Origin of the sequence: Chromobacterium fluminis, from assembly GCF_011602385.1 — a bacterium.
Classification (GTDB): Bacteria; Pseudomonadota; Gammaproteobacteria; order Burkholderiales; family Chromobacteriaceae; genus Chromobacterium; species Chromobacterium fluminis.
Window position 1 is genome coordinate 1 of sequence record NZ_JAAOMA010000038.1, and the last position, 26764, is coordinate 26764.

Below are 26764 nucleotides of genomic sequence, written 5' to 3' on the forward strand. Positions count from 1 at the left end.
CCCCTCCCTAGCCCCGCGCGCAAGCCCCATCCCCGCTTTATTTCCAACTGCCATTAAGTACGGCTGAAAATAAAATCAAAGGTTATATAACTACAGGGCAGCAGCGGTTACCGCCGCAGCTTGCACATCGCCATTGGGCCTGGACGTCCTACCGGACGTTCACACTTCTCATCTGATGTTATTGATCACAAGGAGTCCACACATGACTATCGATCGCGATCAAAAATCCGGCCTGTTCATCGTCAGCTACAACGTCAACAAACCCGGCCAGGCGGGCGGCCTGAACCTGCGGCTGGACCTGACCGTATACACCCCATCGCGCCACATCACCGGCCGCGCCACCATCACCCACGCCACGCTGCAGCCGCTGGTATTCGAGCATCCGATCCAAGGCCGCTACGAAGAGCAAGGCCGCGACATCGAACTGCATCTGGTGGGCGCGCCGCGCCTGCACGATCAGCACGCGCAAAACCAGGCCCACGCCGCCGGCCACGCGCTGCTGGAACAGTTCTTCTTCGACGGTCAACTGAAAGACGGCTGGCAAGCCGGCAACAACTCCAAGGCGCGCTACGCCTTCTTCCAGAACCAGCAATGGCACGAGCAGCTGGGTCAGGAAGTGCGCCTGGCGGATGAAATCAACAACGCGATCAAAGCGTTGAACCTGCGCTAAGAACAGGTTTACGATCTCGCGAGCTAAGGCGAGACAAGGCGAAAACCGCTGAGAAAGCGGAATGTACTCATGGTACATGAGCATTTCGAAGACGGCGCTCATCGCACAATGTCTCTACCGACGCGCAGCTGATCGTAAACAGGTTCTAAGCGCATGCGCCCGGTTCCCTAACCGGGCCATCCATCAGTATCCGAAGCCCGCCCCCAGGCGGGCTTTGGGCGTCTTGGCTCAGGCTCGCGGCCGGTCGAACTGATCGTCCAATGCCTGGCAAGCCTCGGCCAGCCGGCGCTGCACCGGCTCCAGCAAGGCCCACAGCGTACGACCCGACAATTGCGCCTGCCCGCTCAGGCTCAGCAGTTGCAGCAGCAAGGCCAGGGCCTGCTTGCACTGGATGACGTGGTCCATGGCATCGTCGATTTCACCGATCGCGTGGTCCAGCCAGGCTAGTTGGGTGTCGATCAAGGCCAGGCTCTCGTGCTCCATCCGCATCTGATGCAGACGACTCAAGGTACGGGCCAGCTCCCGGCGCGGGCTCAGGGAGGAAGCGGCAAGCGGCAGCGCAGTCATGGCCGGATCTCCTCAATGTGCGGGGATGGCAAGGGGGACGGTAATGAGAAATGAGACAAATAGCGGATAAGCATGGGGCCTCCTTCTTCGAAAAGATCGGCCCGGCACCCGTTTCCACTCGGGTGGCGGGCAGGCGGCAGGGGTGGAAAACCGACAAGAAGGCAATCGGCAGGCGCTAGGCCTCCCTGCCACCCCCCGCCTTGCAGACGTGGAATGACTCAGACGCGCGCATACCACGCGTCTGCCTTCTTATAGCAATACGGGTTTCCACTCCCGGTGCTGCTATGGCGGCAGCACGGGAAGGATTGTTGCTTGCCTGTCCATCAGGGTCAAGGCCATGGCGGCCACTGTTCCCGGCTAAGCGGCGAGAACTCCACCACACATGGGGAAAAACAGGCACGTGACAGGGTTAGCGAACCGGCGCACTGAGGACCGGCAGACCATCAAGGTCTCCCTGCCACTGCCTGCCATAGGAAACACAACTACGTTGCTTTAAATAGATGCGAGAAAACCACTCTCGACAAAGGAATCAATATATTTAGGGCGCCAAATCCGGCTCCGCCAATTGAACGACACGACCAAGATTGTACTTGCCGGTTCATCAGGGCCAAAGCCATTGCGATCAGCGTAAACATAACACCCCGCCTGGCGGGGTGTTGGCCTGCAATGGACGAAGCTGCTCGGAAGTTCTCTACCTATCGCCCTCTTCCCGTCCATCCTCGAAATCGTCCTGAGCCGGGAAGAACACATGCTTGAAGACGGCCAGCCGCACCGGGTCCAGCCGCCTTTCCGCGACGCTCAGCACCGCCTCGGGATCGAAGTCATCGCTGGCCTCGTAGACGAAAAACGGCTCCTCATCGTCAAGCTCGTACACCGCAATCCGCAAAACGCCGTTCGGGCGCAGTTCCAGCTTGAGTTGCGCCATGGGGATGGCGCTGCTCACCAAATCGCGTTCTTCCATTTCAAACCCGCTTTCCCACAACGCTCATGCCTCCCTCTCAGCATAGGCCAGAGGCGGCGGGACGCCATCCGCCGTCCAAGCGCGGCCCGCCGCGCAAACGCCTCATCAGCGCTTTCTCGCCGCCCGGCCTTAAGGACTGGCATGCGGCGCTTGCTGATAGCCTCGCGCTCGCCTATCTTCACAATCCAAATGGCATTTAAAGACGAAAGATAATTGCCATTTGTATAAATAGGCGACATTTAAGCGCCATTTCACGACGCTAACGCCTCGCCGGCAAGGCCGCTCGCTTGCCGACGGTTCTCAACCATCACCCAAAGGAGCGCCATGCATCCCCCACACAACTTCCTGTTCCGCCGCGTCGCGGCCTTGCTCGCCGTCAGCGCGCTGTCGCTGACCGCCGGCGGAGCGCTGGCAGCCAATATCAGCGGCAGCCTGCCCAATTACAAGGACAGCGGCATCACCTTCAACTATGTGGAGCAAAAAAGCGGCGGCTCCGGCCCCGGCGCGCGCGGCATCCGCATTTACATCGCCGGCGGTCGCGACCAGAGCTACAAATTCAGCCCCAATCCCCACGACGATCCCTGGTACAACAAGAACCAGACCAAGTTCTACCGCCAGGCGGCCGAGGCGCTGGCGGACGCCTACCTCGCCAAGAAGCCGAACCCGGCCTTCCCGCGCTACGGCTTCAAGTCCACGATCAACGGCATCGAGTACAGCTACAACCAGCCGTGAGCGACGGCCATGCCCCCAGCTCATCAGCCTGTTTGAGATGACAAGCCATTGGTGGGTATCGCCTGCGGCTCCACCCACCCTACGCGCCGCTCGCCGTAGGGTGGGCGGAGCGATACCCACGCGGAAACGTGCTCAACATCGCCAGCCTGTTTGATTACAGATCATTGGCGGGCATCGCCTGCGGCTCCGCCCACCCTACGCGCCGCTCGCCGTAGGGTGGGTGGAGCGAAGCGATACCCACGCGGAAACATGCTCGACGCCGCCGGCCTGTTTGATTTCTGATCATTGGCGGGCATCGCCTGCGGCTCCGCCCACCCTACGCTCAGCTCGTCGTAGGGTGGGTGGAGCGAAGCGATACCCACGCGGAAACGCACTCCATGCCGCCGGCCTGTTTGATTGCTGATTCTCCGCCCACCCTATGCACCACTCGCAGTGGCGAGGATGGAGCGCAACCATACGGAAGCTGAGTCTATCTACTCACTCCTTGTGATCGAATCCCCCCGCTCCCCAAACTCGGCGCCCTCGCCATCTCCCCCGGCCCAATCTTCCGGCAACACACCATGCCTCACGTAACGATGGAAGGAAGACCATGGCCAGTCCGCAAGTGTGGAAACGTAGCCATGTTTGAGCGGGTTGTTGTGGATGTAATCGATATGGCGGGCAAAGTCTTGCTCATCCCGCAAACGGTGCTCCCAATAACGCCGCTGCCAGACATGTCGCTCGCCCTTGCCACGGCGCGAAGCGGAGATCCGCTCTAGCGCCGGCAATGATCGGGTAAACATGGTTTTGATCAAACGCCAACGCAGGGGGTAATCCACGTCAGCAGCCGGCAGAGTCCACACCGTATGCAGGTGGTCGGGCATGATCACGATGGCCTCAACCCGGAAGGGATGGCGGCGCAAGGTGTAACGGAAAGCTTCACGCAGGACCTCAACATGGTCGAGCAGCAAACGCTGCCGCCTATCAGCCAAGTTGACGGTGAAGAACCAGCTGCCGCCGGCGCTGCGGTCGCGTCGATAATTGGACATGGACTCTCCTGGCAGGGCTAGGGTCTGTCCATGCTAACAAGCAAAAGCCGCCCCTGGGGGCGGCTGCGTGGTCTGGCTCAAGCCGGTTCGCCGCCGTCCACTCGGCGGCGGGTTTGCAGAATGGGCGGCGCCCATTGCTCTCCCGGCCGCTTCTTGCGGGTGGCCAGCGTCAGTTCCGACGGCGCGAAGATATTGATGTTGTGGGTGTTGGGCGTAGTGATCAGGTACTGCGCCTCGGTGGCTTTGAGGAAGCCGGCGACGCGGTCGATGTTGAAGATGTCCAGGTGGGCGAACGGCTCGTCGATGAAGACGAAGCCGGACGGGTTGGACTCGTCCATCATCAGGCCGATCAACAGGATTAGCGACTTCATCACCTGCTGGCCGCCGGAGGCTTCGCCGTCGTTCATGCCCATCAGGCCCTTCTGGTCGAAGTTGAACCTGAGCACCAGTCCGGCCTGGGCCAGCGCGGTGTCGTCGTTGGACAACTGGGGCAGTTCCACTTCCACCTGGATGCCGGCCAGTTCCCCCAAGCGCTTGACGTTCTGGCCGTAGACGCGGACGGTGGCGCGCAGCTTGCCCATATAGGCGGCGCGCGCTTCGTCGGTGAGTTCGCGCGAGCGGTCCACTTCGCTCTGGCGGCGCTGACGTTCGCGGTCCAGGCCGGTCAGGTCTTCCACCAGCTTGTCCTTCAGGGCCAACACGGCTTCGTCCTGCTCCCAGTCTCCGCTTTGCAGCCGCTCTTCCAAGTAATTGAGCTGGTGCTTGGCGTCGGCGGCGGTGTCGAACTCGCTTTCGAGCGCCGCGACGTTATCCGCCGCCAGCGCCGCATCGGGCAAGCGCTCCGCCCATTCGCGCAGCTCGGACAGCAGGCGGCGCACCTGGCGGCGCGCCTGTTCCACTTCCTGCTGTTTTTGGCGGAAGGCGGCCAGGCTGTCCTGTTCGCGCTGGCAGACGCGGTCGTGCGCCAGCCTTGCGTCGCTGTAGCGTTGGTCGGCGGCTTCCTTCTCCGCGCTGACCAGGCCCAGCGCCGCGCCCAGGCGGGCGATTTCGCTTTCCAGTCCCTGCTTGCGCGTTTCCAGCGCGGCGAACTCTTCGGCGCGGCTGTCCAGCTGGCGGATGGCGTCCATGCCGCCCAGGTATTCGGCCAGGCCGGCGGCTTCGCGCGTGGCGGCCACCAAGCGTTCTTCATCGGCCAGGATGCGCGTGTTCAGCGCCTTCAATGCCTCGCGCACCGCCAGCAGCCGCGATTGGCGGGCGGCTTCGCCGAAGGCGAACTCATGCGCCGGCACGCCGATGTGGCGCGCGCCGCGGCGTTCGCGGAAATAGCCGTCGCGGGTGATCCAGTCGCCGCTGACGTCGGCGCCCTGCTCGGCGCCGTCGACGCGGCTGACGCTGTTCAATTGCCGATACAGCCATTCCGGCGCGTCGGCGGAGAAGCGCACCACTTCCATCAGGCTGCCGGCGTTGGCGCGCGGCGGGCTGCTGCGCTCCGGCACCACGAAGTGGCGGTAGCGCAGTTTCTCGCCGATGCGCCAGGCTTCGCGGCGGTCGGATTCGCGCTCCAGCAGCACCACGTGGCGATAGCCGCGCAACAGCGCCTCCACCGCCGCCTGCCAGTTGGGGTCCAGCACTTCCACAATGTCGGACAGCATCAAGTGGCCGATGCCGGCCTCGTCCAGCGCGGCCTTGAACTGGCGCACGTCTTCCGGCGCGCGGCCGCGGCCTATCTCCAGCGCCTCCAGGTGCTGGGAGCTGTCCTGGCGCTGCTTTTTCAGTTCGCGCAGGCCGTCTTTCAATTGCTCGGCTTCGCCGCGCAGTGCGGCGAGCTTGTCGGCCAACTGGGCGGCGTCGGCGCCGTATTCCTTGCTGGCCAGCGCTTGCAGCCGGTCCCGTTCCTTAAGCTGGCCGGCCACGCCGGCGTGTTCGCCCTTGGCCGCCATAAAGGCTTCCTGCGCGCCGACGCGGGCGGTTTCGGCCGCCTTGCGCGAGGCGTCGGCGGCCACTTCCGCCGCCTTGAGCTTGGCCACCAGTTGCAGGGTGTCGGCGTGCTCGCCCTGGGCCTGGTTCAGCGTGTGGAAGTTGCCGCGGTAGTTTTTCCAGACATTGCCGAGCGCGGACTTGGCGTCCAGATAGGCCAGCACCGGCAGCGCCTCGTCGCGCAGCCGGGCGATGCCGGTTTGCAGCTGCCGCCATTCCAGATAGCGGTTGGCGCGGGTCTTCATGGTTTCCACCCGCGTCTGCAGCGCCTCTTCCTGACGGCTCAGCGATTCCAGCTCCAGCTCGGTGGCGCGCTGCTCATCGCGGGCGCGCTGGTAGTTGTCCAGCACGTCCTTGTCGCCGAAGACCTGGAACACCAGGTCCAGCAGTTGGCGCGGGCTGTATTCGGTGAGCTTGTCGGTGTCGCCCTGTTCCAGCGCCAGCACTTCGGCCACCGCCGGGGTCAGGCCGGCCATTTCCAGCCGGCGGCGGTATTCCTGCACGCCCATCCATTGGGCCTGGCCTTCGGCCTGCTCCAGCGGCACGTCGCCGTCCAGGATGGCGTAGTGGCGCACCCAGTCCCCGCCCTGTTTCTTGATCCGGCACAGCAGGGTGACGGCGTCCGCGACGATGGGGAAGAAAGGCGTCGGGTACAGGCCGCCGCTGGGACGGCGCGGATTGTCCACCACGCCGCGCAGATAGGCGAAGGGCTCTTTATTGTTGCGAACGTAGCGCTTGTAATCGCGCTTGCCCGAGCATTTGATCGCCAGCAGGGTGCGCATCGCGTCCAGCAAGGTGGTCTTGCCGGAGCCGTTGGGGCCGATGATGGTGACGATCTGCGCGTCCAGCGGCACGGTCAGCCGCTGCCAGAAGTCCCAGTGCACCATTTCCACCGATTTCATCTGGAACATCAGCGCGTCTCCTCGTGGGCCGCGTCGTCGTCCGGCGGCAGGTCAAACAGCGGGCCGGCGGAGTCGTCGGCGTCCGCGATGGCTTCTAGCTCGTCCTCGGTCGCCTCCGCGCGCTTGTCGGCCAGCGCGTCGCGGCCTTCGCGGCGCAGCAGCACATCGGCCAGCGCGCCTTCGATGATGCGCGGCGCCAGTTGGGCGTAGTCGATCATCAGGTCCAGCATCGGGCCTTCGTCCAGCCAACGGTTGCGGCGCACGATGAAACCCAGGTTGACCAGGCGGCCCAGGTTGGCGTTGAAGCGAGTGCGGCCGCCCAGCGCCTTGCCGAAGTCCGCGTAGAGCGCGTCCTCGGATACGCCGGTGGACACGGCGTCGCCGGTTTCCAGCGGCTTTTGCGCGCCGAACATATCGCTCTGGTTTTCCTTGCCGGCTTCCACGCGGGCGATCTGGCGCTCGCGCTTGGGCAGGATGATCAGCGACCACAGGATGACCAGCAGCGCCACGCCGTCGCGCGGCAGACCCAGATTATTATTGAGCCAGGCGTCGCCGGAGCCGAACACCGGCTCGGTCATTTCCGGCAGCAGCGCCACGGCCACGTGCTCGGCGTAGGGGTTCTCCACCAAACGCAGGCCAACGGCGGCCAGGCTCTTGTCCAACTCCAGGCGGAAGCTGTCGTCCAGCAGCGCCTTCTTCGCCAACGCGTCGCCGCGCGGCACCACCCGATGCGCCAGCAAACGGGCGGTCAGGGTTTTGATTTCTGTTTCCATTAAGAACCTTTTTGCGCCGCAGCCACCAGGCGCGCGTCGGACAGCGACGCCACTTCCGGGTGGTCCGGCTCGATCACGCGCTCGCCGCCTTGCAGACTGAACGGCAGCTTGGCCAGCGCGGCGACGATGCTTTGGTCGTTGCTGGTTTCCGGATCCCCGATCAGGGACAGCAGCGACAGCCGGTAGGCGGTTTCGTTGTAACTGTCGGCCAGCACCGCCTGGCTGATGTGGGCGTCGGCCGCGCCGGACATGCCCAGCTCCAGCAAGACGTCGTACATGGCCTCGGCTTCCAGCAGGCGCTCCATTTCCGGCGCGTCGGCCAGCGGCGCGGCTTCGCCGCCCGGCAGCGTCATGGAGCCGGCCTTGGCGCGCTCGCGCGCCAGCAGTTCGAATTCGGCCACGTCGGCCAGCTCCGGCGTGGACAGGAAGGCGGGCTCGGGGGCGATGGACAGACAGGCGTCCAGCTTGTGCGCCAACTGGCCGGCCGCCATGCGGCGCAGCCAGTCGGCGATGTCGGTGGAGGTCAGGCCGGAGCCGCCCAGGTGCACGCGCTGCGCGGCCAATTGCGCCAGCCGGCGCTCAAACGTGCCGGCCAGCGCCAGCATGCGGCTTTGCGCCAGCGCGATGGCTTGCGCCTGGTTGAGCACCAGCAGGCTCAGCGTGTCGTCCTGGGTCAGGCTCTTGACCACTTCGGTGGATTTGGCCACCCAGCGCCACACGGCTTCCAAGCGGTGCTGAGCGGCGCGGATACGGAATTCGGATTGCGACTCCAGCGCGTCCTCGAACTCCGCGTACAGTTCGTTCAAGCGCGCCAGCAGGTGTTTGAGCGCCTCGTCGGACACCTGGCCCACCGCCTGGCCGGCGGCCACTTGACTGGTCAGATAGCCCAGTTCCACATCGTCGCCGGCGAAATCCACCATGGTGGCCAGCGCAGCCAGCGCGACGCGCGCGCCTTCGGACAGCTGGTAGACCCCGCCGTCGCTGTCGTAAACCAGCAGGCCGCCTTCGCGCAGCCGGCCCAGAATGGTGGCCAGCTTGGTGTCGTTCAGATAGGCGAAACGCTGGGCGATTTCCTGCGGCGTCCATAGCGGCGCTTCGGCGCGGCCGCCCAGTTCCCGCAACACCAGCAGCCGCATCAGCACCTCTTCGTCGCCGCCGCGGAACAGGGTGACGAAGACGGCGAGATAAGGCCAGGCGCCGGTCAGGCGCGACACCGCCTGCAAGGAGGCGGGCTCGATGCCGGGCTGGAAGAAGTCGGAGAGAGAATCCAAGGGCACTCCACCACGCGCGCGGGCGTGGAATGGCAAAAGCCATGATTGTCCGGGGGGCATGGTCGTTCGTCAACGCATGTCCGCGCGGCGGCCCTATCTTGCCCGGGCAGGTTTGGAATAAGATTCCACGACCGAGCCGCACACCGTAAGAGGAGAACCCATGTACACCCACCGCCAGCCCTTGCTGTCGCCCAGCCTGGGCAGCCAGCGCGATCTGACCAGCTTCCATTTCGGCGTGCCGCAAAGCGGCCAGAAAATCTATATCCAGGCCAGCCTGCATGCCGACGAATTGCCCGGCATGCTGACCGCCTGGCACTTGAAGCAGGGCTTGCAGCGGCTGGACGCCGCCGGCCTGCTGCGCGGCGAGGTGATCCTGGTGCCGGTGGCCAACCCCATCGGCCTGAACCAGAACCAGAGCGAGAAGCTGCTGGGGCGTTTCGATCTGCAAACCGGCCAGAACTTCAACCGCTATTACCCGGTGCTGTCCGAAACGATTTTCGAGGCGGTGAAAGGGCAGCTGGGCCGCGACGGCAAGGCCAACACCGCCCTGATCCGCGCGGAGGCGCGCCAGCAATTGGGCGCGCTGCGCGCCGACAGCGAGCTGCAGTCGCTGCGCCACACCCTGATGAAGCTGGCCTTCGACGCCGACGTCGTACTGGACCTGCACTGCGACTGCCGCGCCGGCCTGCACCTGTACACCGGCACCCCGCTATGGGAACAGTGCGAGCCGCTATCGCGCTATCTGGGCGCTTGCGCCACCCTGCTGGCCACCGACTCCGGCGACCACCCCTTCGACGAAGCCTGCGGCCAGCTGTGGTGGCAGCTGCGCGATCTGGCGACGGCTGAAGGCCTGGACGCGCAGATCGACATGGCCTGCCTGGCGGTGACGGTGGAACTGCGCGGCGAAAGCGACGTCCATCACGATTACGCGCGCCAGGACGCGGAAGGCATCCTCAACTTCCTGCGCCACCGCGGCGTGATCGCCGAAGCCGCGCCGCCGCAGCCGGAACTGCCCTTCCCGGCCACGCCGCTGGCCGGCTCGGAAAACCTGTACGCGCCGCACGCCGGCGTGGTGGTCTACCACGCCCAACCGGGCAGCGAGGTGGCCAGCGGCGAACTGCTGGCCGAGGTGATAGACCCGATAGGCGACCGCTGCAGCGAGATCCGCGCCAACCGCCCCGGCATGTTGTACGCCACCAGCGCCCGCACCTACACCACCACCGGCCTGTCGCTGGCCAAGGTGGCCAGCCGCGAGGCCTTCAAATCCGGCAAGCTGTTGTCGGCCTGATACTGAAAGGAAAACCGCATGAGAATCTTGATATGCGCCGCCGCGCTCTTGGGCCTGAGCGCCTGCAGCCAGACCAAGCCGCCGGAGCGCCCCGCGGTGGGCATGGCCAATCCGGCCTCCGTGTATTGCGGGGAAAAGGGCGGCAAGCTGTTGCCGCAAAAAGACGCCCAGGGCAATGAGTACGCGCTGTGCCAGCTGCCGGACGGCCGCACGGTGGAGGAATGGACGCTGTTCCGCGCCGATCATCCCCAATAAACCCGCTTATCCACAGCCAACAGCCAAACTCAAACTTATCCACAAAAACCCAACCCGCCGGCCATCGCGCGCCGGCGGGTTTGCTCTTTCGTCAGCGGGGCCGGGCCAGGCTTACTTCAGGCTGCCCGACAGGAAGGCCTTCAAGCGCTCGCTCTTGGTGTTGCCGAACACCTCGTCCGGGCAGCCCTCCTCCTCCACCCGTCCCTGGTGCAGGAACATCACGTGATTGGACACATTGCGGGCGAAGCCCATCTCGTGGGTGACCACGATCATGGTGCGGCCCTCCTCGGCCAAGGCCTGCATCACTTTCAGCACCTCGCCCACCAGTTCCGGGTCCAGTGCCGAGGTGGGCTCGTCAAACAGCATGACTTCCGGCTCCATCGCCAACGCGCGCGCTATCGCCACCCGCTGTTGCTGGCCGCCGGACAAATGCGCCGGGTACTTGCCCTGCGCGCGCTCGTCCAGGCCCACCTTGCGCAGGTATTTGACCGCGCGCTGAGTGGCCTCCTCCTTGGAAATCCCCAACACGTGCACCGGCGCCTCGATGACGTTTTCCAGCACCGTCATGTGCGCCCACAGATTGAAGTGCTGGAACACCATGGCCAGCTTGGTGCGCATGCCCTGCAATTGCTTCTGGTCCGCCGGCGTCAGTTCGCCGTTCTTGGTGGCGGCCAGGCGGATGGGCTCGCCATTGAGGCTGATGCTGCCCTGGTTCGGTTTTTCCAGGAAGTTGATGCAACGCAGAAAGGTGCTTTTGCCGGAGCCTGACGAGCCGATGATGCTGATCACGTCGCCGGCCTTGGCGGTCAGCGAAACGCCCTTGAGCACTTCGTGGCTGCCGTAGCTCTTGTAAATGTTCTGGATATTCAGCTTGTCCATCTTCTTAATCCGTTTCTCAGGTTTTCGCCGGCTGCAGATAGGCCAGCCATCTGGTCTCGGCCTTGCGGAACAGGCCCACCAGGACGAAGGTGACACCCAGATAGATCAGGGCGGCCAGACCAAAGGCGTTGAAGGAGTCATAGGTGGCGGCGTTGACGTCGCGCGCCACTTTCAGAATGTCCGGCACGGTGGCGGTGAAGGCCACGGTGGTGGCGTGCAGCATCAGGATCACTTCATTGCTGTACGCCGGCAGCGCGCGGCGCAGCGCGGACGGAATGATCACTCTTCGGTAAAGAGTGAACTTGCTCATGCCGTAGGCGCGCCCGGCCTCGATTTCGCCGTAAGGGGTGGCCTTGATCGCGCCGGCGAAGATCTCGGTGGTGTAAGCGCAGGTGTTGAGCGCGAACGCCAGGATGGTGCAGTTGTAGCCTTCCCGGAAGAAGTGGTTGAGGAAGCCCACTTCCCGCACCGCGTCCAGGCTGTACATGCCGGTGTAGAAGAACAGCAGCTGCACATAGAGCGGCGTGCCGCGGAACACATAGGTGTAAAACCAGACGCTGCGCGCCAGCCATTTGACCTTGGACACCCGCGCCACCGCCAGCGGGATGGACACGATGAAGCCAAAGGCGATGGACAGCACCAGCAGCCACATGGTGACGGCGAGGCCGGACAAATGGTAGCCGTCCGACCACAGGAAGGGACGCCAGTATTGTTGAATGATGTCGATCATAGCTCGGCCTCCCGCACGCCCAGGGAATAACGGCGCTCCAGCCACATCAACACGAAGTTGGACACCGTGGTGAGCAGCAGATAGATCGCCCCGGCCACCAGGGTGAAGAAGAACACTTTGTAAGTGCTCTTGCCGGCGTCTATCGACACTTTGACCACGTCGGTCAGGCCGATGATGGACACCAGGGCGGTGGCTTTCAGCATCACCTGCCAGTTATTGGAAATGCCGGGCAACGCGAAACGCATCATCTGCGGGAACTGGACGCGGGAAAACACCTGCCAATGGCTCATGCCGTAAGCGGTGCCCGCCTCCAGCTGGCCCTTGGGCACGGAGATGAAGGCGCCGCGCAGCGTTTCGGTAAAGTAGGCGCCGTAGATAAAACCCAGGGTTACCACGCCGGACACAAAGGGATTGAGATCAATCCTCTCCATGCCCTGCCATTCGGTCAGATGATTAATGCCGATCTGCAGGCTGTAAAAAATCAGCAGCATCAACACCAAGTCCGGCACACCGCGGATCAAGGTGGTGTACAAGGTGGACACGCCGCTCAGCAAGGGATTGCTGGACAGCTTGGCCCCGGCCCCGATGAGGCCGATGAGAAAAGCCAGCAGCAAGGACAGCACCGCCAGCTCCAGCGTCACCAGCGTGCCTTCCCAGATAATGGAACCGAATCCATGCAAAAACATGCTCATCCCCTTCCAGGAGCGGCGACGGTGGGCGTCGGGCCGTTCCTGACTTGCGCAAAAGACGAGCCGCCGACAAAACGGATGGCCAACTCCGGCCACGGAGGCGCTGCGGGTTCCAATGCAACGGTTTTGTCGGCGGCTTACAAGAACCGGTTCAAAGCCTGCCGCACAACGGCAATACAGCTCTGAACAGGCTCTTACGGTTTACTTGCCGTAAACGTCGAAGTTGAAATATTTCTTCTCAAGCTTCTTATAGGTGCCGTCTTTGAGCATGCCGGCGATGGCCTTGTCGATATCGGCCTTCAGTTCCTTGTCTTCCTTGCGCAGACCGATGGCGGCGCCTTCGCCCAGGGTTTTCGGGTCCACCAGTTCTTTGCCGGCAAAAGCGAAGCCCTTGCCTTCCGGCTTCTTCAGGAAGCCTTCGTCAGCCTGTACCGCGTCTTGCAGCGAGGCGTCCAGACGGCCGGCCGTCAGGTCGGACAGTACTTGGGTCTGGTTTTGGTAAGGCACCACTTCCACGCCGGCCGGCGCCCAGTATTTCTTGGCGTAGGCTTCCTGGATGGTGCCTTGCTCCACGCCCACGCGCTTGCCCTTCAGCGAAGCCGGAGTCGGCATCAGGCCGGAACCGGTCTTGGCCACCATGCGGGTAGGCGTGTTGAACAATTTGGCGGAGAAGCTGATTTCCTTCATCCGGGCTTCGGTCACCGACATCGAGGACAGCACGCCGTCGAACTTCTTGGCTTTCAAAGCCGGGATCATGCCGTCGAAATCGTTTTCCACCCACACGCACTTGGCTTTCAGGCGCTTACAGATTTCATTGCCCAGGTCGATGTCGAAACCCACCAGCTGACCATTGGCCGCTTTGGATTCAAACGGCGCGTAACTGGCGTCCACCCCGAAGCGGACTTCCTTCCAATCCTTGGCCCATGCTCCAATCGACGCGGTCATCAGACCCAGGGCCATCACAGCCAATGCTTTCTTCATTTGCTTCTCCTCATAGACTTCATCTACAGCCAACGGTGAAAATCCCGAGCCGACAGCCGGGCATATGCATTTCACAAGTTAAAGCGTCCGGGGCTTTTCGCCCTCTGATCCGGCATCGCCCCCGGAGGGGCTGAAGCGCTTCATGTTATATAAATAGAGCAATTTGTCTATACCGTCTCTCACGCCCGGCTATCAGGGCGCGCTCAGCCAACCTTTTGTCATGCCAAGTGGCGCAATTAATGACTTTAGATTCCAGGTAGCGGCACAAACTCGCGCTTTATTGAGGAAAAAATACAACATCCAGGCGCCAACTCAAGTAACGCTTGGTATCCGCGGACGGGAGAAGGAAGGGGAAGACGGACTCGGACAGAAACCGCATGAAAAAAGGCCAGTCGCTAGACTGGCCTTGTTGCTTGCCGTGGATGCCGACGCGCGGCAGTGGACGGACTCTTATTCTTCGGTCGTATCCTGATGCATGGCCGCATCCGGCGTAATCACCGTTTGGCGCGCGGCGGCGGCTTGCTGCTGCGCCTCGTCCGCCAGCTTGCGCTGCTCGGCGCGCACCACGTCCAGATAGGACATGATGGCGAAAGTCAGCTCGCGGGTGCCTTCGTGGTTTAGCGCGGAGATGCTGAACACGCGCGGCGCCTTGAGATCGAAGCCGAAACGGTCGTCCGGCTGCTCTTCCGGCCAGCCATAGGCTTTAAGGAAGGCGGACACCGTCAGCTCGCGCTCGTCCGGCGGCAGCATGTCCACCTTGTTCAACACCAGCCAGCGCGGCTTGCCGTGCAGTTCATCGTCGTACTTCTTCAATTCCTCGACGATGGCGCGCGCCTCGCGCACCGGATCGACGTCCGGATCGAACGGCGCCACGTCCACCACGTGCAGCAGCAGGCCGGTACGCTGCAAATGCTTGAGGAAGCGGTGGCCCAAACCAGCGCCTTCCGCCGCGCCTTCAATCAGGCCCGGAATATCGGCGATCACAAAGCTGCGGGTATCGTCCATCCGCACCACGCCCAAGTTGGGATGCAGCGTGGTGAACGGGTAATCCGCCACCTTGGGACGCGCCGCCGACACCGCGCGGATAAAGGTGGACTTGCCCGCGTTGGGCATGCCCAGCAGGCCCACGTCCGCCAGCACCTTCAGTTCCAGCTTCAAAGTGCGCTGCTCGCCCTGCTCGCCCGGCGTGCATTGGCGCGGCGCGCGGTTGGTGGAGGATTTGAAATGGATGTTGCCCAGGCCGCCCTTGCCGCCGCGCGCAATCATGATGCGCTGGCCGTGGTGGGTCAGGTCCGCCACCAGTTCGCCCGTGTCGTGGTCGGTAATCACCGTGCCCACCGGCATTTTCAGTTCGATGTCATCGCCGCCCTTGCCGTAGCAATCGGCGCCGCGGCCGCGTTCGCCGTGTTCCGCCAGGTATTTTTTGACGAAACGGAATTCCACCAAAGTGTTGACGTTTTCATCCGCCACCGCGTACACGCTGCCGCCCTTGCCGCCGTCGCCGCCGTCCGGGCCGCCGAAGGGAACGAACTTCTCGCGACGGAAACTGGCCGCGCCGTTGCCGCCGCGACCCGCGAACACTTCAATGCGGGCTTCATCAATAAACTTCATGTTTTCAACCTCTGTCTGGCGAGGAGTCAGGGGTCAGGATTGACACGCTTCAACCCTCACGCCTTGCCCCTCGGTATAAAAAAAGCCCTATCGCAGGATAGGGCTTTCTCGGTCACTAGAAAGCGAAAAATTATTCGCCGTCTACGCCGGTGTACGGAACCACATTAACGAACTTGCGCTTCATTGCACCTTTGATGGTGAATTCAACGTAGCCGTCTACCTTGGCGAACAAGGTGTGATCCTTGCCCTGGCCAACGTTTTCACCTGCGTGGAAGCGGGTGCCGCGCTGACGCACGATGATGGAACCTGCCGGAATCAGTTCGCTGCCGTAAACCTTAACGCCCAAGCGTTTGGCTTCGGAGTCACGACCGTTGCGGGAGCTACCGCCTGCTTTTTTGTGTGCCATGACTGTTTATCCTTACTTCGAAATCGCGTCGATGCGGATTTCGGTGAAGTTTTGACGATGACCCTGATGTTTCTGGTAGTGCTTGCGACGACGCATCTTGAAGATGCGGATCTTGTCGCCACGACCGTGGGAAACAACGGTGGCCTTAACAGTGGCGCCGGCAATCATCGGGGCGCCTACAACAACCTGTTCACCGTCAGCAATCATCAGCACTTCTTCAAGTACGATCTGGCTGTCGACGTCTGCAGGTATCTGTTCTACTTTGAGTTTTTCACCAACGACAACTTTGTACTGCTTGCCGCCGGTTTTTATGACCGCATACATTCGCATGAGCTCCTGAATATAAAATCTCGCCGCCTGTTGCGGGAGAACGCGAAACTATACGGACAGCCCGTCAAGTTGTCAATGATTTCATCGACTTAGTCCTAAGGAGTACGCGCCATGGCGGCTGGAGGGGCTTTTCTGGTAACATTCTCGGCTTTGGCGTACCCATCTCAAATAACTGGTTGAAATCGTGTCCACCCCGCTTTTCCGTACACTGATAGCCGACGACATGCAGGCCGTAGACCGCGTCATCCGCGCCCGGCTGCACTCTGATGTCGTCCTGATCCGCCAGGTAGCGGAATACATCATTTCCGCCGGCGGCAAACGCCTGCGCCCGGTGTTGACGCTGCTGTCCGGCCGCGCGCTGGGCCATGGCGGCAACCAATTGCACGAGCTGGCGGCGATGATCGAATTCATCCACACCGCCACCTTGCTGCACGACGACGTGGTGGACGAATCCGACCTGCGCCGCGGCCGCGAAACCGCCAACGCGCTGTTCGGCAACGCCGCCAGCGTGCTGGTGGGCGACTTCCTCTACACCCGCGCCTTCCAGATGATGGTAACCACCCGCAATATGGACATCCTGGCGGTGATGGCGGAAGCCACCAACATCATCGCCGAGGGCGAGGTGCTGCAGCTGCTCAACATCGGCAACACCGACGTTACCGAAGACGAATACCTGCGCGTGATCAAGTACAAGACCGCCAAGCTGTTCGAAGCCTCCGCCCGCGTGGGCGCGCTCAGCGCCGGCGCCAGCGCCGAACAAGTGCGGGCGATGGCCGAATACGGCATGTACCTGGGCACCGCCTTCCAGATCATCGACGACGTGCTGGACTACAGCGGCGACGCCGACACCATAGGCAAGAGCCTGGGCGACGACCTGGCCGAAGGCAAACCAACGCTGCCCTTGATCTACACCATGCGCAACGGCAATCCGGAAGCCTCCGCCACCGTGCGCGACGCGCTGGAACACGCCAGCCGCGATCGTTTCCAGGACGTGCTGGCTGCGGTACAATCCTGCGGCGCTCTGGACTACGCCCGGGCCGAAGCGGTCAAAGTGGCCGAACAGGCCGTCGCCGCGCTGGCGCCGATTCCGGAATCGGACACCCGTCAGGCCTTGGTGGAATTGGCCCGCCTGTCGGTGGACCGCAGCGCCTGACCCAGCAGTTTCTCTAAGCGTCTCCGTAGTTAAAGGGATTGACTGGATAAGATTTTGCATTAAATACATGCCGTTACGATCAGCATAAAAAATCAAGTAGCACTTCCATAGCACCGCTACCGTAGTTCAACGGATAGAACGGCCGCCTCCTAAGCGGCAGATACAGGTTCGATTCCTGTCGGGAGCGCCACAATCACAGCCCTCGCATCAATTGCGAGGGCTTTTTTATTGCCTGATATTGATCGCAATTCGCATCAGCATGAGCACCGTTGCGCACAAACATTCCCGCAGAATCCCAGAATGGAAACTCTAGGGACCAGGCTCAGAACCGAGCGGGAAAAGCGAAACTGGACACAACGAAGCCTTGCCAGAAAGGCTGGCGTCGGTGCCACAACTATCGCAAGTATCGAGATCGGGCGCAGTCGTGCTACAACGCGGCTTGTTGATATCGCCAAGGCGCTGAACGTGAACCCGATGTGGCTCGAAACTGGCAGAGGCCCCCGTGAGGCAATGCCGCCCCCAGAAAACGTCTACGTCGCCGCAGAATCACCAGAAGACCTAGCGCGCCAACTCGCCCGCAAGAGCGACGATGAACTAGCTGAAATATTTCGCTTGATTTTGTCATTTATACCAGTGTTGTAACCACGTTACATCGTTTTATAAAGCAAACTTTAGAAGAACCTATAGTTTGCGCCTTGCCGACGCTTAAATTCTTTCTTACCCTTCACCGGTGGAGACGTTTGCAGAACGGGTACGGCGCCTGAAAGAAAGGCGCGGCGTCACCGTGGAAGAAATAGCATTTGCATGCGCGGTGACGGAACCGACTGTCTACGGTTGGCTCAAAACAACAATGCCTAGAAACAATCACTTGGCAAGTCTGGCGACATTTTTAGATGTGACGGTTGATCACCTGGTGCACGGAGACCGCTCTGAAACTCGTGATGAAATCGTCCATGAGTTGCGCACACTGGTGCCACAGCTTTCCAACTACCAGCTCACTGTTTTGCTAATGACGGCCAAAGAATTCGCTAAAAAAGGCCAGTAAAACTTTAGTCTGGCAATCGTGCGACATCTTGCGCGGCGCGATAAGCTGTACCCGTCATACAGCAAAAGACGAACAAAAATGCCGCTCTCTCAACTATCGCGCAATATTGCAAACAGCCTGAACCCGCTAATCGGGGGCTCTTCCTCCGACACAATGCAGAACCTCATTTGCCTACTGGATGGGCAGTGCTCCCTGATCGCCGACAGAACCACGGGGGCCACGCTAAACGGGGAAATGGCGCTCTACTTCCTCCAAGTCGTCGGCGGGGCGATCCGATTTGAATCGGCCAAGATGGAGCAGTCGAGCGCTCCACCAAATGGAAATTGATGAAAAAAAGGCCCGCAATGCGGGCCTCTTGTTGCCGAGCGTGAAATCCCCGCATCCTCCTCTGCGCCGATTACAGCGCTAAACGGTCTATGCCGCTATTCAAATCTACGGGGTGGGTGATACACCCTCACGTACTTACCGTCCACATCGATATGCGAGTGATGCCAACGAGCGGACCTAAGCACGCGCCCAACCCGAATCAGATCGCCAGCCGACACCTGCTCTGGGGAAAGACCCAAGGCATGCATTGCCACATCCCTGGCCGTGATGGGCTGCTGAATTCCGGAGAGCCACGCGAGAACCTTTTCTCGAACTACCATGTATTCCGAGCGCACTCCGATCACCGGCCCCGGACTGCCGACTGGCTTGCCTACCGAGCGGCCGGCGGTGGCCATGAGCCAGCGGGCCGTTGTGGTGGGGGACCTTGGCCACCGATCCAAGGGCTTAAGCGCCGGGGCCTTGCCCGACGACAACAGCACAGCGCTCACCCCGGAAGATTTATCATGCCCCAACTGCAACCAGGAAAGGGGCAACTCATGGGCATAGGTCCAAAGCGAGAGCACCTCACCGCGGCGCGGCCAGGGCATCTGGGAAATCATCGTCTCGCTGACCCGAAGGGCGCTGGCGCGGAAGTCATTTAAGGTCAAACGCAAGGACTCAAGGCCGCGCGCCGACACCGTCACATCCCCATTTTTTAAACCAGAGCCGGCCCCCGGGCCAAACAGCTGCTTAGCCATCCAGTTGAAGGCATTAATGTACGCCTCCTTGATGCGCGCGGCCTGGGCGCCGGTGAAGCCCATCACCAAGAACATGAAACCGTCCTTGGTCATTTCGTAGTATTTGAATTCGCGCTTAGCACCACGATCACCAATTTTCTCTGTTCTGGTATTGGCGCAAAAATGCGCTGATGCAAATTCCTTTGAGCAATCAAGGCTTTCGATTCGACGCAACACATCCTTGTGCAGCTTACCAAATGCATCAGCAACTTTTAGCGATGTAGTACGCAGTTCGTTGTCGTGGACAAGAATCAGATCTTGAGGAGTGAGGTTGAGGGATGCGGGCATGATGGCCTCCTACGATTCGTTGACATTCCAACTACGCCCCTTGTTGAGAGAGGCGGCCGGGTGCTTCAACACGGTCGTAGGGCCGCCCGCAGACTTCCCCCCTTGCGGAGGTCTTATATAGCTGCGCGCCACCCGGCCATAGGCTAGCGCTGTCCTGACAAAGCAGGGCACGCAAAAACTATGGACGCAAAAAAACCGCTAGACTGACGGGTGCGGTTATCCGCCTACGAAAGGTGTGTTGAGCACCTAGGCAGAACCGTAGAGGAAAAGTAGACAGGTTGTCAATGCAAGTTATCACTTTTTGTGAGTCATGGCTAAAGGCCGCCAGAAGCCGACGTCGGCTGGTTGGCTTCTTCCGGCTGCCGCAGCCCCTGCGTCACGGGAGTATTCACGCCGGGTTCTGACGATAAGGTGGCTGGCAATTTCGGTGCCTTTCGCTCGAATGTGGAATACCATGCTTTCAAACGCCCCGCCTTGGCATCTTCTACCATTTCCCAAGCCGGTGAACCTGCTGCAACTTCAATGGTTTCCTCACTGCCCAAGTAGCCGTTCAAATAGCTCTTCACATTGGCATAGGCACAGCGGTGCTTGCATTTCATGGTCGTTTGTTCCGGGCCTGATTGCCAATAGAAAACCGGCACCCCATCACGTAGACCCATATAGCGGACCGAGATGATTTTCTGACCACCTTCCGGCAACGGCATCTTGTAGCCGTATTCCCAGTTATCCTCGAACTCGTAGTAATGCGCAGGTTCAGGCGCGCTCGTCGTCAAATTCGGCTGACTAGCAGGTGCAGAACTCTCAACCACCGACACCACCCGGGATTCCTCTTGTTGATGCGCCGGCGCATCACTCCGCACCGTTCCGATCTGAACAAGCACCGCGACGCCGGCCAGGCCAAGCAATACGATAACAACCTTTTTCATGATCCCTCCATGCGGTGGATCATTCTACAACGCCAAAGTCATAGGTGCGCCCCGCGTCATGCTAATTTCACTTTTTGTGATACTTCCAACGCACAAAAAAGGCCGGCTCAGGTGCGCGAACACCCAGGCCGGCCTCATCCTCTCTACTTTGGCGCCGCCGGCACCTCTACCTGGTCATGCGGCTGCACGCGCCACCAGCTCTGCCAGCCGATCACTTGGTCGCGCCAGCGGTAGCACTGGTCGTAGTTGTCGCTGACGGCCTCGAGCGCTTCACCAGCCGTAGCCGTCCCGGCTCCTCCAGCAGGAACGGCGCCGGTGCCGACAAGATCGGGCGGGGCGGCAGCGAGGTCGTGCCCGCGCACCCAGTCAGCATCGAGCACAACGACAGGCCGGCCAGCAGCAGCGCGGGCTTTTTCCCTTTCAACATATCGCACGACCTCCTTGGTAACGGTTTGGGTTCTCACCTCGCGCGCATTTGCGCGCCCTTGCTCACCTTGCGCCAGTACGGCACCAAGGGAAGCGGCGCGGCGCTCGAGCTGCAGCGCTTCGGCGACGGCCGCGTTTTGCAGTTTCAGCCGGCCGGCCTCGCTCTCCAGGCTAGAAAAATGCCAACCGCCTGCGAAGGCCACCACCAGCGCCGCAACGATCAAGGTTGCACGGATAAGCGCCAAGTACGGCTTGAGCAGCTCGATCATTTCGCCCCTCCCGGCACGCCCCAGCGCTTCACCGATAGGACGCGCGCCGCTACCAGCGCCGGCGCGGCGTCGTTGGTCACGGTCGGCAGCTCGATGCCAGACAGGCTGGTTTCGGAACTATGAACGCAGGCCGTGCCAGAGCCGGCACGCTCCAAGCGCACGACCGCGCCGTTCATTTCCAGCACCGCGCCCAGCTCGTTGATGAATCGGCAGTCATCGACCACCACGCGCCCACCAGCAGCGAGCACCCGCTGAACGGCACGCCGCCACGCGCTCACCCACAAATCGGCGTGGATCAGCTGGCGGCCCCATTCGGTACCGAGCGTCTGCATCGCATGCCGCGGCGTGGCGCCGCCCAGCAACTCGCACGGCACCTCCTTGAGGCGACCTTCGATCTCGTCCTCGGACAGGCCGAGGGCACGCATCATGGATTTAAGCGGCCCGGCGAACTTGATCACGGTGTAACCGTGGCGCTCAACCAGTTCGGCGGCGATGGTGGACTTGCCGGCGCCGGCCGCACCACAGAGCGCCAGGAGATTGGGAAGTTGCGGCATACGCAGCTCCATAGAAAAGCCCCGCCGAAGCGGGGCTGGGTTATAACGCGATCCAATCAAGCGGCTTTCTGCAAGCTCACCCATTCAGAAGCGGCGCTGCCGCCGCGCTCACTGTCGTCGTCGACGTTCACGGCCATGGAGAACGTGATGCCGTGCTCGGGATGGGTGATCCACAGCGCCTGGCGCGCGCGCTCGAAGCCGAAGTTGTTGCTGTAGGCGTACTCGTCGTAGCCCTTCAACGACCCGTTGACGATCAACCGCTGCAGCTGGATCAACTGGTGCCAGTGGCCGAGCAGCAGCACGTCGTAGGCCATGTCGACCTGGCCGGCACGCGAGCGCTTCTTGTGGTCGCCGCGGATGATCGGGCCGAGCGCGCCGATCATGCCGTCGCCGCCGCGGAACTGGTCGCCGTGCGTCAGAAGATAGCGGGTGCCGTAAACGCGGTAGTAGGCGTCCGGGCCGTCCGGAATCAAAAAGTGAACGCGCGGGTCATTGGCGAACTCGCGCGCCAGCATGCAGTAGGCCAGCCAGTCGAACGAGGTATGGTTTCTGCCCTTGGCGCGGATCTTGGGCGTGTTGCGGCCGTGGTTGCCGGACACACACGGCACGAATACCTGCCCGAACTCGTCGGCCAGCGCACGAATGCACCAGGCGAGCACGCCGATCAGGTCGATCACGCAGGGCATGATGTCGACCTCGTTGCTGACGGCTAGCTCGTCGTGGATGTCGCCCGATACCATGTCGCCGCCGAGTGCGAACACGATCCCAGGGTATTGGGCACCGGCGAAACAATCGCGCAGCAGCATTACGGTTTTCTCGATCATCCGGCGCGCGCGGCGGTGTGCAATCGCGAGGTTGTACTCGTTCACGCCGTTGATCTGCTGCGGATCGACGACCTCGGCCCAGTGCCAATCGGATGCGAACAGTGTCGGAACCCCGAGCACCTTGCCATCGAACCCACGCCGCACCAGCCAATCAGGCGGTTCGATTGGCGCGCACGATAGCCCGATGATCTTGCGCTTCACATACTCGGCATCGAGTTCGTTGCCCTTCATGGCCGCCAACTGCGCCCGGAGCGCCTTGACCTCGGGATCGGCCAATTTGGCAGCGGGCTCGACTGTGGCATTGGCCTGCTTGGCCGCAGTGGTGGCGCCCCGATTTGGCGAACGCGGATCGGCGCAGGTCAGCTCGTAGCCCTTGGCGCGCAGCCGAGCGGCACGGTCATGCACGGCGCGTTCGGTGATGCCGAGGCGCTTGGCCACCTTGGCGGCGCTACCGAGATCGACCCAGGCGGCCACGAAATCGGCTTCGTTGATCTTGGTAGCCAAATCAGCCCCCTTTCAAGCGCGCAAGCGCGGTCACGCCGGCCCAGATCGCCACGAGGATGCCGCCAACGATGCCGGCCACCAGGGTGGTGATGATCTTGTCGCTGATACCATCCACACGCTTGGCCAGCCGCACTGCGGCATCAACGCCGGCCTCTCTCAGCGCCTGTTCGGCGCCACGGTGCGCCGCCTCGGCCAGCAGCTCGCGGAACTCCTCGCGCGGCAGGACAACCACATCGTCCGCCGCTACGCACTTGGTGTGTGCGGTCATTATTTTTCCTTGAAATAAGCCTGGTACTTCGGGCGCCTAACAACCATCACGTTGCGCACATGGGTGTTGGTGATCTCGGCGAACGACTGGCCGTAGCCAGCATGGCGCACCTTTGATTGCGTGCTGCTGCGCTCGAGGTGGCCGAACCAGCGGCCCGGGTCGCAGCCGGGCGTGTTGGCGCACTTCCGGCGGCGCTGGATCACGGATCCCAGCCCGGAGTTGTGCGAGGCGTCCATCATCGCCAGCCGGTCATAGTCGGTGGATGCCCACTTGATCAGGCGGTAGCTATCGCGGTTTTTCAGTACCACGGCCGGTAGCTGGTAGTGCGGGTCGTAGGCGTTCGCCCAGGACCAGCCGCGCAGCGCCTTCGGGTGGGCGGCAGTCATCTCGCCGATGGCGTCAAACCGCACGCTGCCGTCCTTATTGAATGCCTTGGTGAACTGCCCCAGGCCGGCGCCGAGCTCGCGCGAAGTCTTCAGCCTGGCATTCACGCGCCAGCCGCTTTCCTGCTCGACCTGCGCCGCCAGCACCGAGCGCGCTGGCATGTCCGGCCAGTATTGCCCGATGGACGCCGCCAGCAGCGGCAGCAGCGCCAGCGCGCCGGCGCTCAGCCCCGCAGCCACAGCACACCGCCAATCAGCACCGCGGCCATGAAAAGCCGGTCGGCCAACACCACGAGCGCGGCGCCGACCGGCGAATGCAGCGCGATGTCGCCAGCTTGAGACACATCGATGTGGAATAGCGACTTGCGCAGCACCAGGGCGACGCCGACCAGCACTGGCAGGGCCAGACCCAGCTGCAGCCAGGTTTCGGCGATCACGCGGTCGATTGCGAACAGCGCGAGGGTGAAGGGCAGGATCAGCAGATAGACGCGGTAGTCGTGCAGGCGTTGGAACATTTGGGAACCTCCAGAAATGAAAGCGCCCGCGCGCGGCGGGCGTTATAAAGGCGAAGGGGCGCGAGATGTGGCCCTAGTTGCGTGGCATGATGGGGTTGAACGTGAGAACGATTGGCACTCGGTCGGGCTCGATGGGGTGCTGGACGGCCCCCATCAGCTTCCAGCCCAGATACAGGCGCAGGCAGCGGCCAGGCAGCGTTGGCCAGACCACATACAGCATCCATGACCTCCCGACGCGCGCCCAGCACCAACCGGGGGCATACGGCTGGTTGCTGATCCATGGATTGCCGCGCACCTGGCGCACCATGGTGCGGTCGACGGTAACGCCGGCAACCCTTTCATCGAACCCGCCGCCGGGGTTGCGCCAGATCCAGATCAACCGGCGCAGGTATCGCGGCAGCCGGTTGATGGTCGGGTGCGCTGCCGGATCGCGCCAATACTGGTCACCGTCGAGCGATGCATCCGACGTCTGCAGCCAGGACAGCCAGCGCGGCAGGTTGCCAGCAGCGTCCGCCAGCAGCACCAGGAGCGGTGCGCCCAAAACAGCGGCGGCGGTGAGCACAAGGCTGACCGCCGCCAGAATCACCCATCGGATCAAGCTCATCATGGGGTCACCTCCATCTTGGCGCGCAGCGCGGCTTTCTCGTCCTCGATCGCCTGCAGGCGCTTTACCGTGTCGGCAGGCAATGCGGTGCCAGTTGAGGCCAGCGCCAGCACTGCCTCATGCAGGGCACGGATGGATTTGCTATCCAGCTCGGCCAACTGCACTTTGATTGCAGCGTTCGTTTGTCCTGGAGTTGGCGGTGGAGGATCAACCGCCACTGGCTTACCGTTCGGATCGGCCTGGATCACCTTGCCGGCGGATTGTGCTGCCAGCAGCGCGGCACGTTCCTCTGCCATGATTTCCACAGCATCGGCCGGAATCTGGCAGGCGGGGTTCGGCACGGTGATAGTTGGCACGACTGCAGCCGGATCCGGCACGTTGATCAACGGGGCCTTAGCGTCAGGGTCATCAGACGGCAGCGCCCAGTCCGGGTCTGGTGCCTTGATTGTCGGATGCCTCCAGGTCGGATCAACAATAACCAACTCTTTGCATCCGTGGACGGTGTCGTCGTAGAAGCCGCCTGTAGATTTAGCGTAGTAAAGAGTCATGTGCGCCCCCATCAGTTGCCAATGGCCAGCCAACTTAATTGGATAGCACCGTTATTTGAATATGCAGTAAACCCGGTCTTGGGAAATGGAGGGTACGAGCTTGCAATCAGGTTCGAACCTATACCGGAGTTACTGCCTGCGATGAGTGAAAATACGTTGTTAGGGAACGCCAGTGGATAGGTGATAGCTACCGATCCTCCTGTGGAGGTATTGGTCTGCCCCCACTGGATAATCAGGCCACTCGGCAGCTTCTGGTATCCGCTAGAGGCGAGTGAGGAATTGAAATCCTGCCGGTAACGCTCTGCGCCACTAGCGACTGTCCACATCGAGCCGGTGTTCTCTAGGACCGTTGGCGTTCCGCCATTACACGTGAGCGTCGTACCAGAAAAGCCCGAGTACGCCCCGATGTTGCTGCCACCCGTAACGTTGACCGAGTAGTTATTGGCGCCGTCTGTTCCGACCAGCTCAACGACCGAACCGGGCGCCACCGTAGTTGGGTTCGGTAGCGTAACGGGAGTCGTGCCGCTGACCGTGAAAAACTTGTTCACGTCAGCAGCGGTTAGGGTCGTTGCCGCGGTTAACGTGCCACCGAACCCGCGCCGCGCCCCAAGTGCGCGCTGAACAAATGCTGTGGATGCCGTCAATGTCGAATTGTCGAACTGTGCCGGGGTTAGGTTCTGCAACGCCAAAGTAGCTGCAGTCAGCTGCCCCAGCGCCACTGCGTGTTGGCTCTGCGTGGCGTTCGGCACCTGCTGCGCACCGCCAGCGCACTCCATCAGGATCCAGATCGGGTTGCCGCTGTTGACACCCGCAATAGTCGCGCGCATCAGTACTGCGACACCACCCACGGGCAGTTCACCGCCTTGCAAAGGCTGCAACGCCAGGCCATAGATCGGCGCTGCGGTTTGGCCATCCGGCGAATAGGTCGATGCGCCAGTATTCGCGTGCGCGATGCTGACCTGTTGCACCAGCCCGCCAACCAAGTCCCCAGCCGCCAGTGCAGGCGAATTGGTCGCGGTATAGGCGTTGGCGGCACCGGTATCGGTCAGCACCACTGTTTTCTGCCCCAGCCGCTTGACCGCGGTCAGCACCTGGTTGAACGCCGCCTTGTTGAGGGTGAGTCCGGCACCGGTCACAACGTTGACCAGCTCCATCATCACCGCATTCAGCCACTCGGCCGGCACCACCGTCGGCGCCGTGCCGTTGACTGGGTTGCCGTCAGTAAAAAAGCCCGGGGTTCCCGGGCTTGTCGATGCTGGCTGCGTCGTTGCAGCGGTCGAATTGTCGATTTGAAACATGCGCTA

At 62.0% G+C, this 26764-nt stretch carries 31 protein-coding genes and 1 tRNA gene; 8 read left to right on the forward strand and 24 right to left on the reverse strand.

Annotation, left to right across the window (positions count from 1 at the left end):
* Positions 1-202 precede the first annotated feature (202 nt).
* Positions 203-670: a DUF1842 domain-containing protein gene (locus HA052_RS20665; protein WP_166453384.1), complete on the forward strand. Its 468-nt coding sequence runs from the start codon at positions 203-205 to the stop codon at positions 668-670.
* 228 nt (positions 671-898) lie between these two features.
* On the opposite strand, the gene HA052_RS20670 is transcribed toward HA052_RS20665, so the two are convergent.
* The gene (locus HA052_RS20670) at positions 899-1237 is read right to left on the reverse strand and encodes a DUF1484 family protein (RefSeq protein WP_166453385.1); all 339 of its coding nucleotides are present in this window, start codon (positions 1235-1237) and stop codon (positions 899-901) included.
* Between the two features lie 691 nt (positions 1238-1928).
* Positions 1929-2198, reverse strand: a complete 270-nt coding sequence (locus HA052_RS20675) for a hypothetical protein (protein ID WP_166453386.1) — start codon at positions 2196-2198, stop codon at positions 1929-1931.
* Between the two features lie 324 nt (positions 2199-2522).
* Between HA052_RS20675 and HA052_RS20680 the strand changes: the two genes are divergently transcribed.
* Positions 2523-2930: a hypothetical protein gene (locus tag HA052_RS20680; RefSeq protein WP_166453387.1), complete on the forward strand. Its 408-nt coding sequence runs from the start codon at positions 2523-2525 to the stop codon at positions 2928-2930.
* A gap of 473 nt (positions 2931-3403) precedes the next feature.
* Here the strand turns inward: HA052_RS20680 and HA052_RS20685 are convergent, their stop codons facing one another.
* The 4 genes from HA052_RS20685 to HA052_RS20700 all read right to left on the reverse strand — a co-directional run bounded on the left by HA052_RS20685 (position 3404) and on the right by HA052_RS20700 (position 8887).
* Complete coding sequence (locus HA052_RS20685) at positions 3404-3958, reverse strand: REP-associated tyrosine transposase (protein ID WP_081548398.1); 555 nt, start codon at positions 3956-3958, stop codon at positions 3404-3406.
* Positions 3959-4035: 77 nt separating this feature from the next.
* Positions 4036-6846, reverse strand: a complete 2811-nt coding sequence (locus tag HA052_RS20690) for an ATP-binding protein (protein WP_166453388.1) — start codon at positions 6844-6846, stop codon at positions 4036-4038.
* Complete coding sequence (locus HA052_RS20695; protein ID WP_081548394.1) at positions 6846-7610, reverse strand: hypothetical protein; 765 nt, start codon at positions 7608-7610, stop codon at positions 6846-6848. Before HA052_RS20695 ends, HA052_RS20690 begins: the two co-directional genes overlap by 1 nt.
* Positions 7610-8887, reverse strand: coding sequence for a hypothetical protein (locus tag HA052_RS20700; RefSeq protein ID WP_254894574.1), 1278 nt, complete (start codon positions 8885-8887; stop codon positions 7610-7612). Before HA052_RS20700 ends, HA052_RS20695 begins: the two co-directional genes overlap by 1 nt.
* Positions 8888-9041: 154 nt before the next feature.
* Between HA052_RS20700 and HA052_RS20705 the strand changes: the two genes are divergently transcribed.
* Both HA052_RS20705 and HA052_RS20710 read left to right on the forward strand, forming a co-directional pair.
* Complete coding sequence (locus HA052_RS20705) at positions 9042-10169, forward strand: succinylglutamate desuccinylase/aspartoacylase family protein (protein ID WP_166453389.1); 1128 nt, start codon at positions 9042-9044, stop codon at positions 10167-10169.
* 18 nt (positions 10170-10187) lie between these two features.
* Positions 10188-10424: a putative hemolysin gene (locus tag HA052_RS20710; protein WP_166453390.1), complete on the forward strand. Its 237-nt coding sequence runs from the start codon at positions 10188-10190 to the stop codon at positions 10422-10424.
* Between the two features lie 111 nt (positions 10425-10535).
* On the opposite strand, the gene HA052_RS20715 is transcribed toward HA052_RS20710, so the two are convergent.
* From HA052_RS20715 to rplU, 7 genes are all read right to left on the reverse strand, one after another.
* Complete coding sequence (locus HA052_RS20715; RefSeq protein WP_166453391.1) at positions 10536-11303, reverse strand: ABC transporter ATP-binding protein; 768 nt, start codon at positions 11301-11303, stop codon at positions 10536-10538.
* A gap of 16 nt (positions 11304-11319) precedes the next feature.
* On the reverse strand, positions 11320-12033 hold the full coding sequence (locus tag HA052_RS20720; protein ID WP_166453392.1) for an ABC transporter permease: 714 nt from the start codon (positions 12031-12033) through the stop codon (positions 11320-11322).
* On the reverse strand, positions 12030-12719 hold the full coding sequence (locus tag HA052_RS20725; RefSeq protein WP_081548507.1) for an ABC transporter permease: 690 nt from the start codon (positions 12717-12719) through the stop codon (positions 12030-12032). Before HA052_RS20725 ends, HA052_RS20720 begins: the two co-directional genes overlap by 4 nt.
* Before the next feature lie 204 nt (positions 12720-12923).
* Positions 12924-13703 (reverse strand): ABC transporter substrate-binding protein, encoded by a 780-nt coding sequence (locus HA052_RS20730; protein WP_166453393.1) that lies wholly within the window; start codon positions 13701-13703, stop codon positions 12924-12926.
* 450 nt (positions 13704-14153) lie between these two features.
* Positions 14154-15314 carry a GTPase ObgE gene (gene obgE, locus HA052_RS20735; RefSeq protein WP_166453394.1) on the reverse strand — a complete coding sequence of 387 codons (1161 nt, stop codon included), beginning with the start codon at positions 15312-15314 and terminating at the stop codon, positions 14154-14156.
* Positions 15315-15444: 130 nt separating this feature from the next.
* On the reverse strand, positions 15445-15720 hold the full coding sequence (gene rpmA, locus HA052_RS20740) for a 50S ribosomal protein L27 (RefSeq protein WP_043640972.1): 276 nt from the start codon (positions 15718-15720) through the stop codon (positions 15445-15447).
* 12 nt (positions 15721-15732) lie between these two features.
* Positions 15733-16044, reverse strand: coding sequence for a 50S ribosomal protein L21 (rplU, locus tag HA052_RS20745; RefSeq protein WP_039753142.1), 312 nt, complete (start codon positions 16042-16044; stop codon positions 15733-15735).
* A 229-nt stretch (positions 16045-16273) separates the two neighbouring features.
* Between rplU and ispB the strand changes: the two genes are divergently transcribed.
* The 4 genes from ispB (at position 16274) to HA052_RS20765 (ending at position 18248) form a co-directional block, all read left to right on the forward strand.
* A complete protein-coding gene (gene ispB / locus HA052_RS20750; RefSeq protein WP_206118985.1) occupies positions 16274-17203 on the forward strand; it encodes an octaprenyl diphosphate synthase in 930 nt (309 codons plus the stop codon).
* A gap of 115 nt (positions 17204-17318) precedes the next feature.
* Positions 17319-17393 (forward strand) — tRNA-Arg (locus HA052_RS20755).
* A gap of 110 nt (positions 17394-17503) precedes the next feature.
* Positions 17504-17845, forward strand: coding sequence for a helix-turn-helix domain-containing protein (locus HA052_RS20760; RefSeq protein ID WP_166453396.1), 342 nt, complete (start codon positions 17504-17506; stop codon positions 17843-17845).
* Between the two features lie 142 nt (positions 17846-17987).
* The gene (locus tag HA052_RS20765; protein ID WP_253314624.1) at positions 17988-18248 is read left to right on the forward strand and encodes an XRE family transcriptional regulator; all 261 of its coding nucleotides are present in this window, start codon (positions 17988-17990) and stop codon (positions 18246-18248) included.
* A gap of 422 nt (positions 18249-18670) precedes the next feature.
* Here the strand turns inward: HA052_RS20765 and HA052_RS20770 are convergent, their stop codons facing one another.
* The 11 genes from HA052_RS20770 to HA052_RS20820 all read right to left on the reverse strand — a co-directional run bounded on the left by HA052_RS20770 (position 18671) and on the right by HA052_RS20820 (position 26758).
* Entirely contained in the window at positions 18671-19639 is a 969-nt protein-coding gene (locus HA052_RS20770; RefSeq protein WP_166453398.1) for a Rha family transcriptional regulator, read from the reverse strand.
* Positions 19640-19953: 314 nt separating this feature from the next.
* The gene (locus HA052_RS20775; protein ID WP_166453399.1) at positions 19954-20565 is read right to left on the reverse strand and encodes a hypothetical protein; all 612 of its coding nucleotides are present in this window, start codon (positions 20563-20565) and stop codon (positions 19954-19956) included.
* Positions 20566-20708: 143 nt separating this feature from the next.
* Positions 20709-21260, reverse strand: coding sequence for a hypothetical protein (locus HA052_RS20780; RefSeq protein WP_166453400.1), 552 nt, complete (start codon positions 21258-21260; stop codon positions 20709-20711).
* Entirely contained in the window at positions 21257-21814 is a 558-nt protein-coding gene (locus HA052_RS20785) for a P-loop nucleotide/nucleoside kinase family protein (protein WP_166453401.1), read from the reverse strand. Before HA052_RS20785 ends, HA052_RS20780 begins: the two co-directional genes overlap by 4 nt.
* Before the next feature lie 56 nt (positions 21815-21870).
* Complete coding sequence (locus tag HA052_RS20790) at positions 21871-23142, reverse strand: hypothetical protein (protein WP_166453402.1); 1272 nt, start codon at positions 23140-23142, stop codon at positions 21871-21873.
* Between the two features lies 1 nt (position 23143).
* On the reverse strand, positions 23144-23410 hold the full coding sequence (locus HA052_RS20795; RefSeq protein ID WP_166453403.1) for a hypothetical protein: 267 nt from the start codon (positions 23408-23410) through the stop codon (positions 23144-23146).
* A complete protein-coding gene (locus tag HA052_RS20800) occupies positions 23410-24033 on the reverse strand; it encodes a transglycosylase SLT domain-containing protein (protein ID WP_166453404.1) in 624 nt (207 codons plus the stop codon). Before HA052_RS20800 ends, HA052_RS20795 begins: the two co-directional genes overlap by 1 nt.
* Positions 24018-24308, reverse strand: coding sequence for a hypothetical protein (locus HA052_RS20805; RefSeq protein ID WP_166453405.1), 291 nt, complete (start codon positions 24306-24308; stop codon positions 24018-24020). Before HA052_RS20805 ends, HA052_RS20800 begins: the two co-directional genes overlap by 16 nt.
* A 73-nt stretch (positions 24309-24381) precedes the next feature.
* Complete coding sequence (locus tag HA052_RS20810) at positions 24382-24915, reverse strand: DUF7338 family protein (RefSeq protein WP_166453406.1); 534 nt, start codon at positions 24913-24915, stop codon at positions 24382-24384.
* Complete coding sequence (locus HA052_RS20815; protein WP_166453407.1) at positions 24912-25460, reverse strand: hypothetical protein; 549 nt, start codon at positions 25458-25460, stop codon at positions 24912-24914. The genes HA052_RS20810 and HA052_RS20815 overlap by 4 nt, the downstream gene beginning before the upstream one ends.
* 11 nt (positions 25461-25471) lie before the next feature.
* Positions 25472-26758 carry a gp53-like domain-containing protein gene (locus tag HA052_RS20820; RefSeq protein ID WP_166453408.1) on the reverse strand — a complete coding sequence of 429 codons (1287 nt, stop codon included), beginning with the start codon at positions 26756-26758 and terminating at the stop codon, positions 25472-25474.
* Positions 26759-26764: the final 6 nt, after the last annotated feature.

Bases quoted from the DNA above. Each gene is read 5' to 3' on its own strand.
- HA052_RS20665 (WP_166453384.1), top strand. From the start codon at position 203: ATGACTATCGATCGCGATCAAAAATCCGGCCTGTTCATCGTCAGCTAC.
- HA052_RS20670 (WP_166453385.1), bottom strand. From the start codon at position 1,237: ATGACTGCGCTGCCGCTTGCCGCTTCCTCCCTGAGCCCGCGCCGGGAG.
- HA052_RS20675 (WP_166453386.1), bottom strand. From the start codon at position 2,198: ATGGAAGAACGCGATTTGGTGAGCAGCGCCATCCCCATGGCGCAACTC.
- HA052_RS20680 (WP_166453387.1), top strand. From the start codon at position 2,523: ATGCATCCCCCACACAACTTCCTGTTCCGCCGCGTCGCGGCCTTGCTC.
- HA052_RS20685 (WP_081548398.1), bottom strand. From the start codon at position 3,958: ATGTCCAATTATCGACGCGACCGCAGCGCCGGCGGCAGCTGGTTCTTC.
- HA052_RS20690 (WP_166453388.1), bottom strand. From the start codon at position 6,846: ATGTTCCAGATGAAATCGGTGGAAATGGTGCACTGGGACTTCTGGCAG.
- HA052_RS20695 (WP_081548394.1), bottom strand. From the start codon at position 7,610: ATGGAAACAGAAATCAAAACCCTGACCGCCCGTTTGCTGGCGCATCGG.
- HA052_RS20705 (WP_166453389.1), top strand. From the start codon at position 9,042: ATGTACACCCACCGCCAGCCCTTGCTGTCGCCCAGCCTGGGCAGCCAG.
- HA052_RS20710 (WP_166453390.1), top strand. From the start codon at position 10,188: ATGAGAATCTTGATATGCGCCGCCGCGCTCTTGGGCCTGAGCGCCTGC.
- HA052_RS20715 (WP_166453391.1), bottom strand. From the start codon at position 11,303: ATGGACAAGCTGAATATCCAGAACATTTACAAGAGCTACGGCAGCCAC.
- HA052_RS20720 (WP_166453392.1), bottom strand. From the start codon at position 12,033: ATGATCGACATCATTCAACAATACTGGCGTCCCTTCCTGTGGTCGGAC.
- HA052_RS20725 (WP_081548507.1), bottom strand. From the start codon at position 12,719: ATGTTTTTGCATGGATTCGGTTCCATTATCTGGGAAGGCACGCTGGTG.
- HA052_RS20730 (WP_166453393.1), bottom strand. From the start codon at position 13,703: ATGAAGAAAGCATTGGCTGTGATGGCCCTGGGTCTGATGACCGCGTCG.
- obgE (WP_166453394.1), bottom strand. From the start codon at position 15,314: ATGAAGTTTATTGATGAAGCCCGCATTGAAGTGTTCGCGGGTCGCGGC.
- rpmA (WP_043640972.1), bottom strand. From the start codon at position 15,720: ATGGCACACAAAAAAGCAGGCGGTAGCTCCCGCAACGGTCGTGACTCC.
- rplU (WP_039753142.1), bottom strand. From the start codon at position 16,044: ATGTATGCGGTCATAAAAACCGGCGGCAAGCAGTACAAAGTTGTCGTT.
- ispB (WP_206118985.1), top strand. From the start codon at position 16,274: ATGCAGGCCGTAGACCGCGTCATCCGCGCCCGGCTGCACTCTGATGTC.
- HA052_RS20760 (WP_166453396.1), top strand. From the start codon at position 17,504: ATGGAAACTCTAGGGACCAGGCTCAGAACCGAGCGGGAAAAGCGAAAC.
- HA052_RS20770 (WP_166453398.1), bottom strand. From the start codon at position 19,639: ATGCCCGCATCCCTCAACCTCACTCCTCAAGATCTGATTCTTGTCCAC.
- HA052_RS20775 (WP_166453399.1), bottom strand. From the start codon at position 20,565: ATGAAAAAGGTTGTTATCGTATTGCTTGGCCTGGCCGGCGTCGCGGTG.
- HA052_RS20780 (WP_166453400.1), bottom strand. From the start codon at position 21,260: ATGATCGAGCTGCTCAAGCCGTACTTGGCGCTTATCCGTGCAACCTTG.
- HA052_RS20785 (WP_166453401.1), bottom strand. From the start codon at position 21,814: ATGCCGCAACTTCCCAATCTCCTGGCGCTCTGTGGTGCGGCCGGCGCC.
- HA052_RS20795 (WP_166453403.1), bottom strand. From the start codon at position 23,410: ATGACCGCACACACCAAGTGCGTAGCGGCGGACGATGTGGTTGTCCTG.
- HA052_RS20805 (WP_166453405.1), bottom strand. From the start codon at position 24,308: ATGTTCCAACGCCTGCACGACTACCGCGTCTATCTGCTGATCCTGCCC.
- HA052_RS20810 (WP_166453406.1), bottom strand. From the start codon at position 24,915: ATGATGAGCTTGATCCGATGGGTGATTCTGGCGGCGGTCAGCCTTGTG.
- HA052_RS20815 (WP_166453407.1), bottom strand. From the start codon at position 25,460: ATGACTCTTTACTACGCTAAATCTACAGGCGGCTTCTACGACGACACC.
- HA052_RS20820 (WP_166453408.1), bottom strand. From the start codon at position 26,758: ATGTTTCAAATCGACAATTCGACCGCTGCAACGACGCAGCCAGCATCG.